Genomic DNA, 17254 nt, shown 5'->3' on the forward strand with positions numbered 1-17254 from the left:
CCCGAAACTAAAAATCAAAGGTAAGGTTAGCTTTGGCAATTTGTTCTAAAGGAATTTGTACCTCTCCTTTACCGGCATCGATAACCACCTGGCCATCTCGAACCCCAAGAAGTTTTCCTTTAAACTGCTTCTGTCCCTCAATTGCGGCAAAAGTTTTAATTTGAGCTTCTCTACCAGCGAACTTTTCAAAATCCGCTAATTTTTTCAGGGGGCGTTCAATCCCCGGTGAAGACACTTCCAGGTAGTACGACTGGGGAATTGGGTCCTCTTCATCTAAAATAACACCTATTCTTTCGGAAAAATTTTGACAGTCATCCAAGTCTACACCTTCATCTTTATCTATGTAAATTCTTAAAAAATACCTGCCCGCTTCTTTTACAAACTCGACATCAACCACTTCTAAGTTAAGCTCTCCCCCAACCCTTTCGGCAAGGGGCCAAACTTTTTGTTCAATTCCTTTATTCCGGCCCATGTTTTCGCCCCCTTTCCGCTTTTGCTTTAATATTTTTCCCGTAAACTGCTATTACTAACAAGAAAGAGTGGGAAAACCCACTCTTTCTGCGAAAAGGCTTTTATTTCTTTAACATTATAACACACATCCCATACAACTGCAAGGTATTAGGGAGAAAATAGTTAAATTAAGCAAAAAGTACTAACTGGGAAGTCGGTGCTAAGCCTTTTAAGCAGCCGTGGGCATCCAAAACTTCAATTACCGCTTTAGTGGCTTTTCCCCGGGTTTTTAAATCTTCAATGGATACAAACATTCCTTCCTCCCGGGCCTTTACAATATTTATCGCCGCTGCTTCCCCTATTCCGGGTAAAGCCACAAAAGGAGGCAAGATACCCTCCGGGGTTATTAAAAAGCGGGTTGCATCGGATTTTTCCAGGTCTACCGGCAGCATTTTTATTCCCCGGGCCAGCATTTCCAGGGCAACTTCTAACACCGTAACGAGACCTTTTTCCTTTGCCGTTAAATTTCCCCCCCGTTGTTCCAGCTCATCAAGAGTTTTCCAAATTTTTTCTGGACCAGCCAAAATAACGGGCAGGTCAAAATCATCAGCCCTTACGGTAAAATACGTAGCATAAAAAGCTTCCGGGTAGTAAACCTTAAAGTAGGCAATTCTAAAAGCCATCATCACGTAAGCTACCGCATGGGCTTTGGGGAAAAGGTATTTTATTTTCTGGCAGCTTCCAATAAACCAGTCGGGAACTCCATGTTCTTTCATTACCGCTATTTCTTCCTCGGAAATTCCTTTTCCTTTGCGGACATTTTCCATGATTTTAAAAGCTTTTTTGGGAGGAACCCCTTTTTGCAGGAGGTAAATCATAATGTCGTCCCGGGTAGAAATTGCATCGGATAATTTACATATTCCGGCTCGAATTAAATCCTGAGCATTATTCAGCCACACGTCCGTTCCATGGGAAAAGCCGGAAATCCGCACCAGTTCGGTAAAGCTCTTGGGTCGGGTATCTTCAAGCATCTGCCGCACAAAACGGGTTCCAAATTCCGGAATTCCGTAGGTACCTACAGTAGTGCGGATTTGTTCGGGAGTTACCCCTAAGGGTTCGGTGGAAGAAAAGATACCTAAAGTTTTCCGGTCATCTAACCGGATAGTTCGGGGATCAATTCCCGTTAAATCTTCCAACATCTTAAGAACGGTCGGGTCGTCGTGGCCCAGGATGTCAAGCTTAACCAAACGGCTCGAAATTGAATGATAATCAAAATGAGTGGTAACCACTCCCGCACTTTTATCATCCGCCGGATACTGGAGAGGAGTAAACCGGTGAACATCGTTATTTTTCGGGACAACCATAAGACCGCCCGGATGTTGACCGGTGGTTCTCTTGACTCCGACAATCCCGTTCGTTAGCCAGTTTATCCAGGCCTGACGGGCCGGCCTTCCGGTCTCCTCAAAATATTTTTTAACAAAACCAAAGGCTGTCTTATCGGCAACGGTAGCAATAGTTCCCGCCCGGAAAACGTAATCCTTGCCAAATAGTTCTTCGGTATACTTGTGAGCTCGAGGCTGGTATTCCCCGGAAAAGTTTAAATCAATATCCGGAACTTTGTCCCCTTCAAAACCCATAAAGGTTTCAAAGGGAATATCATGACCCTCTTTTTTGAGAAGAGTACCACAGCGCGGACAATTTTTGTCGGGCATATCGGCACCGCAGCCGTAACTGCCATCGGTAATAAACTCGCTGTAGCGACAATTAGGACAAAGGTAATGGGGGGGTAGAGGGTTAACCTCGGTAATCATCGTCATCGTTGCAACCAGCGAGGAACCTACCGAACCCCGCGAACCTACAAGATAACCATCATCCAAAGATTTTTTTACCAACTTATGGGCTATTAAATACAATACGGCAAACCCGTTATTAATAATAGCATCAAGCTCCCGCTTTAATCTTTTTTCCACTATTTCCGGAAGCGGATCTCCGTATAACTCATGAGCTCTCTGGTAAGTCATTTCGTAAATCTGCCGGTCCGCCCCTTCAATTATCGGCGGGTAAAACTCATCGGGAATTGGTTTAATCTCTTCAATTTGTTCGGCAATTTTGCGCGGGTTGTCCACTACCACTTCATAGGCTTTTTCCTGGCCTAAATAAGCAAATTCTTTTAACATTTCTTCGGTAGTTTTAAGGTAAATGGGCGGCTGCAGTTCGGCATCGTCATACCCCTGCCCTTTTTGGAGAATCCGGCGGTAAATTTCATCTTCCGGCTCTAAAAAATGAACATCGCCGGTAGCCACCACCGGTTTATTTAATTTTTCTCCCAAAGCAATGATTTTCCGGTTCAACTCTTCCAATTCCTGTTCGCTCTTTAAACGCTGGTTTCTCAATAAAAAGGCATTATTTCCTTTAGGCATTATTTCAAAATAATCGTAAAACCGGGCAATTTCTAAAATACGGCTCTCCGGCTGATTTTCCAGTAAAGCGGTAAAAAGCTCCCCTGCCTCGCAGGCAGTACCTATCAGTAAGCCTTCCCGGTAGCGCATCAGCTCACTTTTGGGGATGCGGGGGTGGCGGTGGAAATATTTTAAATGGGATAAGGTTATTAAACGGTAAAGATTGTAAAGTCCTTCCTGATTTTTCACTAAAATCGAAACGTGATAGGTTTTAGACCGGTCGTTAATGTAGTTGTAGTTTATTTTGGCCAGGTCATCCAAGCTATAAAGTCCCCGTTCAAAAAGCCTGGGCAGTAGCTTTAAAAAGACTTCCGCTAAAGCATAGCTGTCCGCAAGAGCCCGGTGGTGGTTATTAAGGGAAACTTCCAGGTGTTCGGTTATGGTTTTTAACTTGTGATTTTTCAACTCCGGAAACAGAATCCTGACCAGAGCCAAATTATCCACCACCGAAAATTTTCGTTCATGTCCCAATCTCTTTAAAGCTTGTCGTAAAAACCCGTAATCAAAAGCAGCATTATGGGCCAGCAGGATGCTGCCATCGCAAAAACGCAGGAATTTTTCTATGGCCTCACCAAAATCCAGCCCTTCCTTTTCTAAAAGGTCGTTAGTAATACCGGTAAGTTCGGAAATTTTAGCAGAAATAGGTTTTTGCGGGCGAATCAGTACGGAAAAAGTCTCCTTTATCTCTCCGTCAAAGATTTTAACCGCTCCAATTTCAATAATTTCATCTCTTTGCGAAGATAGACCGGAGGTTTCAAAGTCAAAAGCTACTATTGGTGTTTCCTTTAACGATAAAGGTTCGGGATTAAAAACTACCGGCAGTCCATCATCCACCAGATACCCTTCAAGTCCGTAGATAACTTTAATCCCGTATTTTGCCGAAAGTTCCGCTGCTTCAGGAAAAGCCTGAACAACACCGTGGTCGGTAATAGCTACCGCCTCATGCCCCCAGCTCTTCAAAGTTTGGAAAAGCTTTTCTAAATCCACTACGCTATCCATTGCGCTCATCTTACTGTGTAAATGGAGTTCAATTCTCTTGGTTTCAGCCAAATCCATCCGGCCCGCAGGTTTTTCTATTTCCTCTAAATCATTTATAAATAACACCAGTTCATCGGCAAAACGGTCAAACTGCACTTCGCCCCTGACCTTTACGTACATGCCATCTTTGATTAAAGAAGCTTTTTCTTCCTCCCCTTTTTTCAAAAACAGTTTGGCCGAAATGGCATCCGTTTGGTCCGTTAGGTTAAAAGTAATTAATATCCTTTCCGTCTTAAGCTTTTTCACTTCCAAATCAAAGATAACTCCACTGACCACCACATTTTTTTCCTCTTCGGTGAGGTTGGCAATTTTACAGGGAGTTTCCTTAATTTCCTTTCCTATGGAAAGTTTAACCGGAACCTCCTCTTTATTTTCCTGCCCTTCTCTTTCCGCCACTTTTTCTTCCCAAAGCTTTTGCACCAATTCTTCTTCCATTTCTAACTGCCAGTCCAGTACTTCATTTGCTTCTTCTTTAAATTTAGCAATAAACTTATAATCCGGAGCGACTTTAGCCAGAAATTTCGTAATTGTTTCCACAACTTTTTTCCGTTTAATAGTATCAAACACTATTTCATTGGCGGTTTCAAAAATAATGTTTTCACCATCAAAGGTTAAACCCGCTTCCCTGAGTTCACCCCGTAAACGCGGTAATTTTTGCACCAGTAAATAGTTAATATCTTCTAAGAGAAGCTCGATGTCCGTATCGCGAAAATTCTCCACCGCTAAATCAATACTTACGTTTAAATCCGGAAGTTCTTCCAAGATTGCTGCCTTTAAGCCATCAAATTCTTTTAAAGAAATATAATGGGGAGCTTTAAAATAAAGCTCCCATTTTTGATTTCGGGGGTCCACCTGAACTTTATCCAAAAACGCTTTTTGCCCCAAGCTTTCCAGGATAGACTTAATTTTGTCCATAAGGCGTTACTCCTTTTGCACCTGAATTACTCCCGGAAGATTGGCTATTTCCTCTATAGCCTTATAAACCCGGTTTTTATCCGGTCGCGAAAGCATTATGACAATTTGTACTTTTTGGTTCTTCTTTTTAATAATCTCCACATTATCAATATTAAGTCCGTAACGGCCAAAAGCTTCGGATACTTTGGCCAGTTGTCCCGGAGTATCCTCCACAAGAACAGTAACCGTTTCACCGCTACGGTAAATTTCTAAATATTTTTCCACCTTACCTAAGTACAATAAGGCAATGTAAACTATGCCGGTGGCAATAACTGCTCCAAAATAAAAGCCCATGCCCACCGCCAGACCAACGCCGCTAACCACCCAGAGGCTCGCAGCGGTGGTAAGACCGCGAATTGTTAGACCCTCCCGTAATATAGTCCCGGCGCCCAGGAAACCAATCCCACTTACCACCTGAGCAGCTAAACGGGCCGGGTCAGCATTGGCCTTACCGTAAAAGTCAAAATAAATTTGTTCGGAGAGCAGCATGATTAGAGCCGAACCTACGCAAACCAAAATATGAGTGCGAAAGCCTGCGGATTTACCGAGACTTTCCCGCTCAAGTCCTATTAAGCCCCCTAAAATACTTGCCAGGATCAACCGGATAACAATCTCAAGCTCGCTCATCGTACTGCTCCTCTATTTTTAAAGTTTAATTTTACTGCCAAAGCTAAAAACTATGTCCCGGTACATCTTAGCTCTTGCTACCATTCCAGGAATTAGCCCTAACTTTTCTTCCTTCATCACATGGGTTAAATGGGGTAACGGTACTTCAATTACTTTTATACCCCTCTTCCTGGCATATAAGGTAAGACTTACCTCAATACCGTAGCGAAGCTGTTCGATGTCGTCATTTTCCGCAAAAAACTCTTCTAAAAACCACCTTTGAAAAGCTCTTTGACCCGAAAGAAAGGGAGTAATTTTCTGGGCAAAATCGGTAGCAAAACGGCCCTGATTAAAAATACCTACCGTCATAACTGCTTCTTCCTTTATTACCGGTAGCAAAAGGTTAATTACGTGCCTTGAAGTTAAATTAACTAAATCGGCGTCCAAAAAAACAATAATATCACCGCGAGAACTTTTAAAACCTTCTAAAAGCGCTGCACCTTTTCCCCGATTTTCCCCGAGAGAAATAACATGAGCTTTTAACTGGCGGGCAATAACCGCTGTTTTGTCCCTTGAGCCATCATCGATAACAATAATTTTATCAATGAGCGAAAGCTTTTTTAAACTTGCAATCACCCGCCCGATATTTTTTTCCTCGTTATACGCTGGAATCAACACCTCAACGGTCAAAGAGCTTTCCCCCTATAAAGTTTTTAAGAGCTGTCTTAAGCCATCCACTAACTCTTCTTTTTGGAAAACCTTTTCTTCCCGGGTCCGGCGAATTTTTACCTCATATACCCCTTCACTTACGGTCCGTTTACCAACGGTTATCCGGAGCGGAATGCCAATTAAATCCGCATCTTTAAATTTAACCCCGGGTCGCTCGTCCCTGTCATCTATCACAACCTCAAAGCCAGCGTTTAATAACAAATTATAAACTTCCTCCGCCATTTTCATTTGCTGTTCGTCCTTATTGGAAACCGGCACCACGATTACTTCAAAGGGAGCTATAGCCGCCGGCCAGATAATACCATCTTCATCATGGTTTTGCTCCACTGCTGCCGCCATAGTCCGGGTAACGCCAATACCGTAACAACCCATAATTATGGGCTTTTGCTGCCCATTTTCATCTAAATAAAAGGCTCCCATTTTCCTGCTGTATTTATCTTTAAGTTTAAAGATCTGCCCCACTTCAATACCCCGGGCAAACACCAGGGCTTTTCCGCATTTAGGACAGGGCTCTCCTTCTTCAACCAAACGGATGTCCGCATATTTTACCGCGGGCGAAAAATCCCTTTCGGGATTTACGCCGGTTAAGTGATAACCCGTTTCGTTTGCTCCGGTAACCGCATTTAAAACATGTTTTACTTCCAGATCGGCAATTACCGGAATATTCACCCCTACCGGACCTATCGAGCCGTATTCGGCCCCTAATACCTCTTCCACTTCCTGGGGGGAAGCAAGCTCTAAAACCAAACAATCCACCTGATTCTTGACCTTAACTTCATTAACTTCCCGGTCACCCCGCACTACTGCCAGCACATACCCATCATCGGCCTTGAATAACACCGATTTTAAAATTTGTTTTTTCTCAACCTTTAAAAACTCGGCTACTTCGTCTACAGTTTTTACATTGGGAGTTGCTACTTTCTGGATCTCCGCAGGAGTTCCGATTACTTCGGGAGTAAATTTTGTTTCCGCTTTTTCCAAGTTCGCGGCATAGCCGCAGTTATCATCTGGGCAATAGACGACTACCGCTTCGCCGGAATTGGCCAGCACCATAAATTCATGGGTGGTGCTCCCACCAATCGCACCGGCATCCGCTTCCACCGCCCGAAACTTTAAGCCGCAGCGGGTAAATACATTGGTATAAGCTTCGTACATCTTGCGGTAACTTATTTCTAAGCCTTCTTCATCCCGGTCAAAAGAATAAAGATCTTTCATGATAAATTCGCGCCCGCGCATCAAGCCAAAGCGAGGTCTTTTTTCGTCCCGGTACTTATTTTGAATCTGGTAAAGAAGCAGGGGTAATTCTTTATAAGACCTTACTTCCCTTCTTACCAGGTCGGTAATAATCTCTTCATGGGTAGGCCCGAGGCAAAAATCCCGGTTGTGCCGGTCTTTTAATTTAAAAAGTTCCGGACCGTAAACATGCCAGCGGCCCGTTTCCAGCCAAAGTTCCGCCGGCTGTAAAATCGGGAGCATTAATTCCTGGCCGCCCTGCCGGTCCATTTCCTCCCGGATAATCTGCATGATTTTTTTAAGAACCCTCTGGGCTAACGGTAAATATGTATAAACCCCCGATGCCGATTTGCGGATAAAACCTGCCCGCAACAAAAGTTTATGACTTATCACTTCTGCTTCTGCAGGATTTTCTCTTAAAGTCGGCATAAAGTACTGGGATAGCCTCATTACACTTCCTCCTCCAACTTTTTAATCTCTTCTTTTAATACTTTTAATATTTCTTCTTCCCCAATTTTTCTAACAACCTTTCCCTTTTTAAATAATAACGCTTCACCCCGGCCGCCGGCAATTCCTATGTCTGCTTCCCGGGCTTCGCCGGGGCCATTAACCACACAGCCCATTACCGCAATTTTCAGGGGTTTTTTGACGTTTTGAGCAAACTTCTCAACTTCCCGGGCTATTTTAATGATATCCACCTGGGTGCGCCCGCAAGTTGGACAGGAAATTACCTCAGCTCCGTACTCCCTTAAACCCAGAGCTTTTAAAATTTGAAATCCTATTTTTACCTCTTCCACCGGATCCGCCGTCAGGGAAACCCGCAAGGTATCACCAATACCTTCGGCCAAAAGGGCCCCGATCCCAACCGCCGATTTAATAATCCCGGTGGAGCGGGGTCCCGCTTCGGTTACGCCAATATGAAACGGATAGTCAACCTTCTTAGCTAAAAGTCGGTAGGCTGCCAGCATTAACGGTATATCCGATGCTTTTAGCGATATTTTGATAAGATCAAAGCCCATGTCTTCCAGAATTCCCACATGATGGAGAGCGCTTTCCACCATCGCTTCAGGGGTAATACCTCCATACTTCTCCACAAGCTTTTTTTCTAAAGAGCCGGCATTTACCCCTATCCGGATGGGAACTCGGCGGTTTTTAGCTTCCCGCACAATAATCCGAACTTTTTCAGCACTCCCGATATTTCCGGGATTCAGTCTAAGACCGTGAACCCCCGCCTCCAGAGCCATTAACGCCAGCTTATAATCAAAGTGAATATCGGCAATAACCGGCAGAGGAGATTTTTCCACGATTAATTTTAAGGCCCGGGCCGCTTCCTGATCGGGAACGGCTACCCGCACCAGTTCGCAGCCGGCTTTTTTCAGTCTTTTAATTTGTCTTAAGGTTTTTTGCCAATCCCGGGTATCGGTATTGGTCATTGACTGCACGGTAATCGGTGCGTCCCCACCCACCGGCACCGTTCCAATAAAAATGGTTTTCGTTTTTCGGCGCGGAAGTAGCAATTTAACCACCTATTAGCGAAATAATGTCTTTATAAGTTATAATTAGCATCAGTAAAAGCAAAAGCCCAAATCCGATTAAATGAATAAAGTTTTCCTTCTCCGGATCGATTGGTTTCCCCCGCAGAGCTTCAGCTAAAACAAACATAATCCGGCTACCATCCAAAGCCGGTATGGGAAGCAAGTTAAAAATGCCAAGGTTGATGCTCAAAAAAGCGGCCAGCTGAACCAGGGAACTCAGTCCAAACTGGGCAGCCCGGCCAATCTCCGAAACCACCCTTACCGGCCCCCCCAGCTCCATTGGAGCCTGGTGAACAAGCATTTTCCCAAGAAACACTACAATTAAAGCAATTATTTTAAAGGTGTAAACAAACCCCAGGTACAAACCTTCCCATATTGGTTTTCGTTCAATTTCCTGCCGGGGAACAATACCAATCTTCCCTAACCCCTGGTCATCGGGGCGGGGGGTAACTACGATGGTTTTTTCCAGGTTTTCCCGTGTAATTTTAAAGGTTAACGGTTTACCGGGACTTTTACTTATTATTTCCACCAGCTGTTCCCACGAAGCAATCTTAGTTTCGTTTACCGCTATTATTTTATCGCCGGGCTTAAATCCAGCTGCTGCCGCCGGCATATTGGGCTGGACCTTATCGATCACCGGGACCGCTTTAGGGATTCCAAAGGCGCTAAAAACCAGCGCCAAGAGAACCACCGCTAACAGAAGGTTCATTCCCGAACCGGCAAATAACACCAAAGCCCGCTGCCAGACGGTTGCTTTTGTAAAACTGCCCCGGTCGTCCTCCTCTTCTTCCCCTTCTTCTAAATCCATCCCTTTCATTTTCACAAAACCGCCCAGAGGAATTAATCTTAAACTGTACTGCGTTTCCTTTTTCCGGGTTTTGGCTAAAAGCGGACCAAAACCGATGCTAAACTCTTTAACTACAATACCCACTTTTTTGGCCGCTAAAAAGTGACCAAGTTCGTGAATCCAAATTAAAAGAAAAAAGATAACTATCGAGGCAACCGCCGTTATCACTGGTGTTCACCACCTATAAATTTTCTTGCCAGTTCCCTTGCCCGAAAATCCACCTCTAAAATCGTCTCCAAATCCATTTTTACCGGTGAAAAACAGTTTAATACTTTTTCTACAATTTGGGCAATTTCCAGAAACTTAATTTTTCCTGCCAAAAATGCTTCAACGGCAATTTCATTGGCAGCATTTAAAACCGCCGGGTAAATATTTCCGGCTTTGCCGGCCTGGATAGCAAGTTTGAGAGCCGGAAAACGTTCATAGTCCGGTTTTTCAAAAGAAAGAACGCCAATTTCCGTTAAGTTCAAGCCCGGCAGGTTGTTGGGAAATCTTTCGGGATAAGTCAGGGCATATTGAATGGGATGCCGCATGTCCGGAAGTCCCAGCTGAGCCAGAACCGAGCCATCATAAAACTCCACCAGCGAATGGATTACCGACTGCGGGTGAATTACCGGTTCAATTTTTTCATAGGGAATTTGGAACAAAAAGTGCGCTTCGATTATTTCCAAGCCCTTATTCATCAAAGTAGCCGAATCAATGGTAATCTTATTGCCCATTTTCCAGCGGGGGTGCTTGAGGGCCTCCGCCACGGTGACATTTTTTAATTGTTCCAAGGTGTATTCCCTAAAAGGTCCCCCGGAAGCAGTGATGAGGAGTTTCTTCACCCACGCCAATTTTTCTCCTCTAAGAGCCTGAAAAATGGCCGAATGTTCACTATCCACCGGCAAAAGGTTTTCCCCTAACTTCATCAAGGGGGTGATGATTTCTCCAGCAGCAACCATTGTTTCTTTATTGGCTAAATAAATTATTTTTCCTGCTTTTAAAGCCTCAATGGTAGGAAGCAAACAGATGGTACCGGGAATCGCCGTAATGATGCCATCAACGCCGGGTAGTAAAGCCAAATTCAGTAGTTCTTTGCTACCGGTAGTAAGAAGTATTCCGTGGTTTTTAAACTCCTGGTAATAAGTTTTATAACTTTCTTCATCGGCTAAAAAAGCATGCTTAACCTTAAAGCGCAGGCACTGCTCTAACAAAAGTTTACCGTTTTTCGCCGCAGCCAAGGCTACCACGGAAAATTTATCGGGAAAAAACTCGATAACTTCTAAAGACTGCCGGCCAATGGAGCCGGTACTTCCTAAAATAACGAGTTTTTTCATAATTCCTCCATCACTCTATTTTTTGTGAAAGTTAATTATTTCCGCATCAATTAAGGCTTTAATTATTAAAAGAATAATCGGACCCGCTGCAATACCCAAGACCCCCATAAGCTTTAAACCTACGTACATAGATATTAACGTTGCTAAAGGGTCTAACCCCAGGTTTTCGGCCACTACTTTAGCTTCAACCACTTTCCGGAAAGCCGAAATGGCCAAATAAAGAATGAGAATTTCGACCGCCATCAAATATTTTCCCTGAATCAGCAGTATTCCCGCCCAGGGAAAAATTATCAGGCTTGGGCCCACAATCGGAACCAGATCCAAGAATCCAATTATTAAACCCAGGGTAAGGGGGTAAGCTGCGCCAATTAAATAAAGGCCAAAAATGGTAAGAATCGTTGATAATCCTACTAAAATCGCCTGGGCTTTTAAAAATCTAAAAGCAGCAGCGATCGCTTCCTTTAAAACATACTCACTCTTTTGCCGGTAGTCTTCCGGTAGCACATTAAAAACTAACCGCTGGTACTGGGGTAAATCTTTGCTGAAAAAATAAGCAGCTATTAAGGCAATCAGCAAAATAATAATAAATTCAGGTACTTGAGCCAGGCCAACAAAAATGCTGGTAAAAAAGTTCTTTCCTACTTCCACCACTTGATTTAATAACTTTTCGGCATTCTGTTTAATGGAATCAGCAAGGGTGGGAGGAAGCTTGCCTAAAAAACGGTTTCCCCCGGCTATCATAAAGGTAATCTGGTCCTTGATATTGGTCAGCATATCCGGTACGTAATTGGCTAACCGGTACAATTCGGTAACAAGTTTTACCAAAAAAGAAGAGATAACCGTTAAAAAAAGTATTAATAATATTGCCAGAGAAATGCCCGTACCAATAGCCCGCGTAAGATTAAATCTTTTCTCAAAATAACTTACCATTGGCTCCAAAATTATGGCAATGAGTATGCCAATAATAAACGGCAACAAGTAGAGCACCGCTATTTTATAGATAAGCCACAGGCCTAAAATCCCGGCCAGAAGCCCCAATAAATAAAGGCCGTACCTTTTCCAATTTTCCATAATCCACCCCTAATTAAATAATAAGTAAAGATAGTAAAAAACCGGAGCAGAAAGCAGTACCCCATCAAATCTATCCAGTATCCCGCCATGCCCGGGTAAAATCTCTCCTGAATCTTTTACTCCAGCAAAACGCTTGATAGCCGATTCCAAAAAATCCCCCGCCTGAGCTATTAAAGCAGTAACAAAGGCAAGCGGTAACAAAGTTAAGCTACCTAAAACAAACCTACCGTAAAGAAACGCGATGAATAAAGCTCCCAGTAAACCTCCCAAAGCCCCCTCTACACTTTTTTTCGGGCTTAAAGCCGGTGCAATTTTCCGCCTGCCAAATTTTTTACCTACAAAGTAGGCAAAAGTATCGTTGGCCCAGATTAGCAAGAAATAAAACAAAAACAGTCGAAAACCCAAAGGGGTGCTTCTAATTTCATAAATAAAAATGAATAAAAAAACATACATTAAACTGGTATAGGTATAAAAAAATTCCAAGACACTGTGCTTTTGGTGTTGGACCAGGTAATAAATGCCCGTAGCGATGAAAAAGAAATAGGGGAGAATTTCTCTGGAAACCAAATCAAAAAAGCCAAGTAAAAGTAAAACATAGGCAAGGGGAACATAAAGCTTAAGCTCTTTCGTTAAAAACATTCGGTAAAGTTCGTAAAAACCTATTAACGCCATTAAAGCAGTTAAAGCCTTGAGGTAAACCCCGCCTAAATAGCCAACTATTAAAAATCCGGGCAGTGCAACAAGGGCAGTAATAATCCGATAACTTAACATCGATAACTTTCTCCTTACGGGTAATTTACGCCTCCAAAGCGCCGTTCGCGTTTTTGGTAGTCTTTAATTGCCTGCAGCAGATGTTCTTCGGAAAAATCCGGCCATAAAACATCGGTAAGCCAGATTTCACTGTAGGCAATTTGCCAGAGAAGAAAATTACTGATGCGAATTTCCCCCGACGGTCGAATTAATAGATCGGGATCGGGAAATTCTTTGGTGTAGAGATAGTTGGCAAAAACTTTTTCATCTATCTGCTCAGGCGATAATTTTCCATTTTTTATCTCGTAAGCAATTTTCCTGGCCGCTTCCACAATTTCTCTTCGGCCCCCGTAATTTAAGGCCAAAATCAGATTTAAGCGGCTGTTATGGCAGGTTTTCTCTATACCTTGAGCTAAGGCGATCCGGGCTTTTTCCGGAAGTTCGGAAATTTCTCCAATTACCGTGAGCCTAACCCCTTCCCGGTTTAGTTCATCGGTTTCTTTTTCAATATACTCCACCAAAAGGTTCATCAGAACATTAACTTCTTCTTGTGGACGCCGCCAGTTTTCCGTGGAAAACGCATAGAGGGTGAGGTAGGGTACGTTTAGTTTTGCGCAAAACTTTACCACCCGCCGGACCGTCTCTACACCGGCCCGGTGGCCAAAGTAGCGCGGCATTCCTCGTTTTTTAGCCCACCGTCCGTTACCATCCATAATAATAGCAATATGCCGGGGCATTTTCCTAAAATCGAGATCGCTTATATCTATTTGATTGTTTTTTTTGCGAAATATGCTGAAATCCATCGTTCGCCTCCACGAAAAGCTTAAACCCCATGTCCATTATCTCTTTGTACTTTTATATTATATCGTATAAACTTATTTCATAAAAGACAATTTCCAATTACTTCCCCAAAAATGACTAAACCCCCTCTTTTTAAGAGGGGGTCTTATGTTTAAATTACTCTTCCACAATGGCACCTACCGGGCAAGCTTCAGCGCAAGTCCCGCAGTTCTGGCAAGCATCGGTGATTTTGTAAATATCACCTTCCACGATGGCATTATGGGGGCAGCTATCCATGCAGGTCCCACAAGCCAGGCACTCCTCGGTAATTCTATAAGCCATCGATTGCACCTCCTTTCTCGTAATCGGTAAAACCGATTACGATTCTTCCCTCGGTTTCTCCCCTTTTTATTTGTAAAATTCGAGGGTCACCCTTTGGAAAATACTTACCGGGCGGAGAGGTAATAACGATCTCCCATTTTAAATTTTCCTTTAAAATTTTTCTTAGCCCGGCTTCGCAATCAATACCTAACAGTTCCCGTTCCATAACTAAATGCTCAATATCTCATCTTCTTTAGCTTTTAAGAGCTCATCAACCGTCTTAATAAACTTATCGGTTAGTTTCTGGACTTCATCCTGACCGCGTTTTCCTTCATCTTCGGAAATAACTTTATCCTTTTCTAAGTCCTTAATCCTGTCGTTGGCATCCCGCCGAATATTGCGAATTGCCACCCGCGCTTCTTCAGCTTTCTTCCTGGCCACCTTCACCAGCTCCTGCCGGCGTTCCTGCGTAAGGGGAGGAATAGCAAGCCGGATTACACTTCCATCATTGGTTGGGGTTATACCGAGATCCGATTTAAGAATAGCTTTTTCGATCGCCCCCAAAGCTCCTTTATCCCAGGGTTGTATTACCAGTAAGCGGGGTTCGGGAGCGGAAATGGTAGCCAATTGATTGACCGGCATTTGGGTCCCATAGTACTCCACAACTACTTTTTCTAACAAAGCCGGAGTAGCCCTGCCGACCCGCATGGTAGCAAACTCTTTTTTCAAAACTTCAATAGCCTTTTGCATGTGGTCCTGGGCTTCCTTTAAAATATCCTGAATCACTTGCGCTCACCCCCAACAATGGTGCCAATATTCTCCCCTAAAATCACCCGCTTGATATTCCCCGGGACTTCGAGATTAAAAACGATGAGCGGAATATTATTATCCATACAAAGGGAGGTAGCGGTGGAATCCATTACTCCCAAGCCGCGATTTAGAACCTCAATATACTCCAATTCATCAAATTTTTGAGCATTGGGATTTTTCAAGGGGTCAGAATCATACACGCCATCGACTCTTTTCGCCATTAAAATGACTTCTGCCTCAATTTCGGCCGCGCGTAAAGCTGCGGTGGTATCGGTGGAAAAATAAGGATTACCGGTACCCGCCGCAAAAATAACTACCCGGCCCTTTTCCAGGTGGCGTATAGCCCGTCGCCGAATATAAGGCTCGGCAATCTGCCGCATTTCAATCGCCGTTTGCACCCGGGTATCAATTCCAAGCTTTTCCAGCGCATCCTGCAGGGCCAGAGAATTTATGACCGTAGCTAACATTCCCATATAATCGGCGGTAGCCCTATCCATACCTTTGGCACTTCCGGAAAGACCCCGCCAGATATTCCCACCACCAACAACCACAGCAACCTGAATTCCAAACTCTTTGATAATCTCCGCAATTTGGCCGGCTATCGAGTTTACAACCTCCGGATCAATTCCGTAACCTTTTTCACCGGCCAACGCTTCACCGCTTAACTTTAAAACTACCCTTTTATATTTAGGTGAAGGCACGTTTTTACCTCCAGTTCCTGACAATGATAATTCTACAAATGTAGAAAAAATCCTGTAAAAGTTCACCCTTGTGAAAATAATTATTTATTAACTTTCATTGCTGCAGCTACTTCGGCAGCAAAATCCTCCTCTTTTTTGGCTAAACCTTCGCCCAATTCAAAGCGAACAAAACGGCGAATGTTGATATTTTCACCAATCTTCGCAATTTTCTCGGTCAGAAGATCTTTGACGGTAATATCGGGATTTTTAATGAACGGCTGCTCTAAAAGACAAACTTCTTTAAAGAACTTTTCAAGACGACCTTCCACCATTTTTTCTACCACGTTCGCCGGTTTACCTTCGTTTAAGGCCTGTGCCCTTAAAATCTCCCGTTCTTTTTCAATGACTTCCTGCGGTACATCTTCCCGTCTTACATACTCGGGTTTAGCTGCAGCAATTTGCATAGCAATATCCCGGGCAAAAGATTTAAACTCATCGGTTTTCGCCACAAAATCGGTTTCGCAGTTGATTTCAACCAGTACGCCAATCCGACCGCCACCGTGGATATAAGCTTCAACAACTCCTTCGGTAGCAATCCGGCCAGCTTTTTTCGCCGCAGCGGCCAATCCTTTTTGCCGTAAAATTTCAATTGCTTTTTCCATATCACCGTTAGCTTCCTCTAATGCTCTCTTGCAGTCCATCATGCCAGCACCGGTTCTTTCCCGGAGCTCTTTAACCATTTGTGAAGTTATCATTTATGTACCTCCTTTAATTTTTAATAGTACCCATAAAAATTATGCCCGATAGGGCAAAATCTTACAACCATTTTTTGTTCATAAAAAAGGTAGGGTTTAATCCCTACCTTTTATTCCGCATATTGCTCGCCTTGACGGCCTTCAATTACCGCATCAGCAATTTTGGAAGTAATTAACTTTACCGCCCGGATAGCATCGTCGTTACCGGGAATTACGTAATCCACCTCATCGGGATCGCAGTTTGTATCCACGATAGCAACTACAGGAATATCCAGTTTCCGGGCTTCCGCCACGGCAATTTTTTCCTTCCGAGGGTCAACCACAAACAGCGCATCGGGTAACTTTTTCATTTCCTTGATACCGGACAAAAAGCGGCTTAATTTTTCCTTTTCCTTTAAAATTTTTGCTACCTCTTTTTTCGGAAGTACCGACAGCGCACCTTCTTGCTCCATTTTTTCAATTTCAATAAGCCTTTCTACCCGTTTTCTGATGGTTTTAAAGTTGGTAAGGGTACCTCCCAGCCACCGCTGATTTACGTAAAACATTCCGCAACGTTCCGCTTCTTCCTTAATGGCATCCTGAGCTTGCTTTTTCGTTCCAACAAATAAAATCGTACCACCCTGTGCCGACAATTCTCTAACAAAACTATAAGCTTCCTCTAATTTTTTGGCGGTTTTCTGCAGGTCAATGATGTAAATCCCGTTCCGGTCGGTAAAGATATACTCCGCCATTTTGGGGTTCCAGCGCCGGGTTTGATGACCAAAATGAACCCCCGCTTCTAAAAGTTGCTTCATGGAAATTACAGCCATTTAAGAATCCTCCTTTTGGTTTTTTCCTCCGCCCGGTTCATCCAGGCTAAAGACCATCGCTGGCACCCTTTAGCCGGTCGCCGGGAGTGCGTTTTCGACACCGGTAAA

General features: G+C 43.6%; 17 protein-coding genes. All 17 read right to left on the minus strand.

Annotated features, from left to right (window positions below; all coding sequences use genetic code 11):
• Nucleotides 1–7: 7 nt before the first annotated feature.
• The 17 genes from rimP to rpsB all read right to left on the minus strand — a co-directional run bounded on the left by rimP (nucleotide 8) and on the right by rpsB (nucleotide 17146).
• A complete protein-coding gene (gene rimP / locus CHY_RS08265; protein ID WP_011344664.1) occupies nucleotides 8–472 on the minus strand; it encodes a ribosome maturation factor RimP in 465 nt (154 codons plus the stop codon).
• A gap of 166 nt (nucleotides 473–638) precedes the next feature.
• The gene (locus CHY_RS08270; protein ID WP_011344666.1) at nucleotides 639–4862 is read right to left on the minus strand and encodes a PolC-type DNA polymerase III; all 4224 of its coding nucleotides are present in this window, start codon (nucleotides 4860–4862) and stop codon (nucleotides 639–641) included.
• 6 nt (nucleotides 4863–4868) lie between these two features.
• Nucleotides 4869–5528, minus strand: a complete 660-nt coding sequence (locus tag CHY_RS08275; RefSeq protein ID WP_011344667.1) for an MgtC/SapB family protein — start codon at nucleotides 5526–5528, stop codon at nucleotides 4869–4871.
• 18 nt (nucleotides 5529–5546) lie between these two features.
• On the minus strand, nucleotides 5547–6197 hold the full coding sequence (locus CHY_RS08280) for a glycosyltransferase family 2 protein (RefSeq protein ID WP_011344668.1): 651 nt from the start codon (nucleotides 6195–6197) through the stop codon (nucleotides 5547–5549).
• Nucleotides 6198–6209: 12 nt separating this feature from the next.
• Nucleotides 6210–7919: a proline--tRNA ligase gene (locus tag CHY_RS08285; protein ID WP_011344669.1), complete on the minus strand. Its 1710-nt coding sequence runs from the start codon at nucleotides 7917–7919 to the stop codon at nucleotides 6210–6212.
• On the minus strand, nucleotides 7919–8986 hold the full coding sequence (ispG, locus tag CHY_RS08290) for a flavodoxin-dependent (E)-4-hydroxy-3-methylbut-2-enyl-diphosphate synthase (protein WP_011344670.1): 1068 nt from the start codon (nucleotides 8984–8986) through the stop codon (nucleotides 7919–7921). The genes CHY_RS08285 and ispG overlap by 1 nt, the downstream gene beginning before the upstream one ends.
• Nucleotide 8987: 1 nt before the next feature.
• Entirely contained in the window at nucleotides 8988–10019 is a 1032-nt protein-coding gene (gene rseP, locus CHY_RS08295) for an RIP metalloprotease RseP (RefSeq protein WP_011344671.1), read from the minus strand.
• Complete coding sequence (locus CHY_RS08300) at nucleotides 10016–11170, minus strand: 1-deoxy-D-xylulose-5-phosphate reductoisomerase (RefSeq protein ID WP_011344672.1); 1155 nt, start codon at nucleotides 11168–11170, stop codon at nucleotides 10016–10018. Before CHY_RS08300 ends, rseP begins: the two co-directional genes overlap by 4 nt.
• 15 nt (nucleotides 11171–11185) lie before the next feature.
• Nucleotides 11186–12241 (minus strand): sporulation integral membrane protein YtvI, encoded by a 1056-nt coding sequence (gene ytvI / locus CHY_RS08305; protein WP_011344673.1) that lies wholly within the window; start codon nucleotides 12239–12241, stop codon nucleotides 11186–11188.
• A 9-nt stretch (nucleotides 12242–12250) separates the two neighbouring features.
• A complete protein-coding gene (locus CHY_RS08310) occupies nucleotides 12251–13012 on the minus strand; it encodes a phosphatidate cytidylyltransferase (RefSeq protein WP_011344674.1) in 762 nt (253 codons plus the stop codon).
• 14 nt (nucleotides 13013–13026) lie between these two features.
• Entirely contained in the window at nucleotides 13027–13794 is a 768-nt protein-coding gene (locus tag CHY_RS08315) for an isoprenyl transferase (RefSeq protein ID WP_011344675.1), read from the minus strand.
• A 154-nt stretch (nucleotides 13795–13948) separates the two neighbouring features.
• Nucleotides 13949–14113, minus strand: coding sequence for a DUF362 domain-containing protein (locus tag CHY_RS08320; protein ID WP_011344676.1), 165 nt, complete (start codon nucleotides 14111–14113; stop codon nucleotides 13949–13951).
• Entirely contained in the window at nucleotides 14103–14318 is a 216-nt protein-coding gene (locus tag CHY_RS08325) for a hypothetical protein (protein WP_011344677.1), read from the minus strand. Before CHY_RS08325 ends, CHY_RS08320 begins: the two co-directional genes overlap by 11 nt.
• Before the next feature lie 2 nt (nucleotides 14319–14320).
• Nucleotides 14321–14878: a ribosome recycling factor gene (gene frr / locus CHY_RS08330; RefSeq protein WP_011344678.1), complete on the minus strand. Its 558-nt coding sequence runs from the start codon at nucleotides 14876–14878 to the stop codon at nucleotides 14321–14323.
• The gene (gene pyrH, locus CHY_RS08335; RefSeq protein WP_011344679.1) at nucleotides 14875–15603 is read right to left on the minus strand and encodes a UMP kinase; all 729 of its coding nucleotides are present in this window, start codon (nucleotides 15601–15603) and stop codon (nucleotides 14875–14877) included. The genes frr and pyrH overlap by 4 nt, the downstream gene beginning before the upstream one ends.
• Before the next feature lie 80 nt (nucleotides 15604–15683).
• The gene (gene tsf / locus CHY_RS08340) at nucleotides 15684–16337 is read right to left on the minus strand and encodes a translation elongation factor Ts (RefSeq protein ID WP_011344680.1); all 654 of its coding nucleotides are present in this window, start codon (nucleotides 16335–16337) and stop codon (nucleotides 15684–15686) included.
• Between the two features lie 110 nt (nucleotides 16338–16447).
• Nucleotides 16448–17146 carry a 30S ribosomal protein S2 gene (gene rpsB, locus CHY_RS08345; RefSeq protein WP_011344681.1) on the minus strand — a complete coding sequence of 233 codons (699 nt, stop codon included), beginning with the start codon at nucleotides 17144–17146 and terminating at the stop codon, nucleotides 16448–16450.
• Nucleotides 17147–17254: the final 108 nt, after the last annotated feature.

Origin of the sequence: Carboxydothermus hydrogenoformans Z-2901, assembly GCF_000012865.1 — a bacterium.
Lineage (GTDB): Bacteria > Bacillota > Z-2901 > Carboxydothermales > Carboxydothermaceae > Carboxydothermus > Carboxydothermus hydrogenoformans.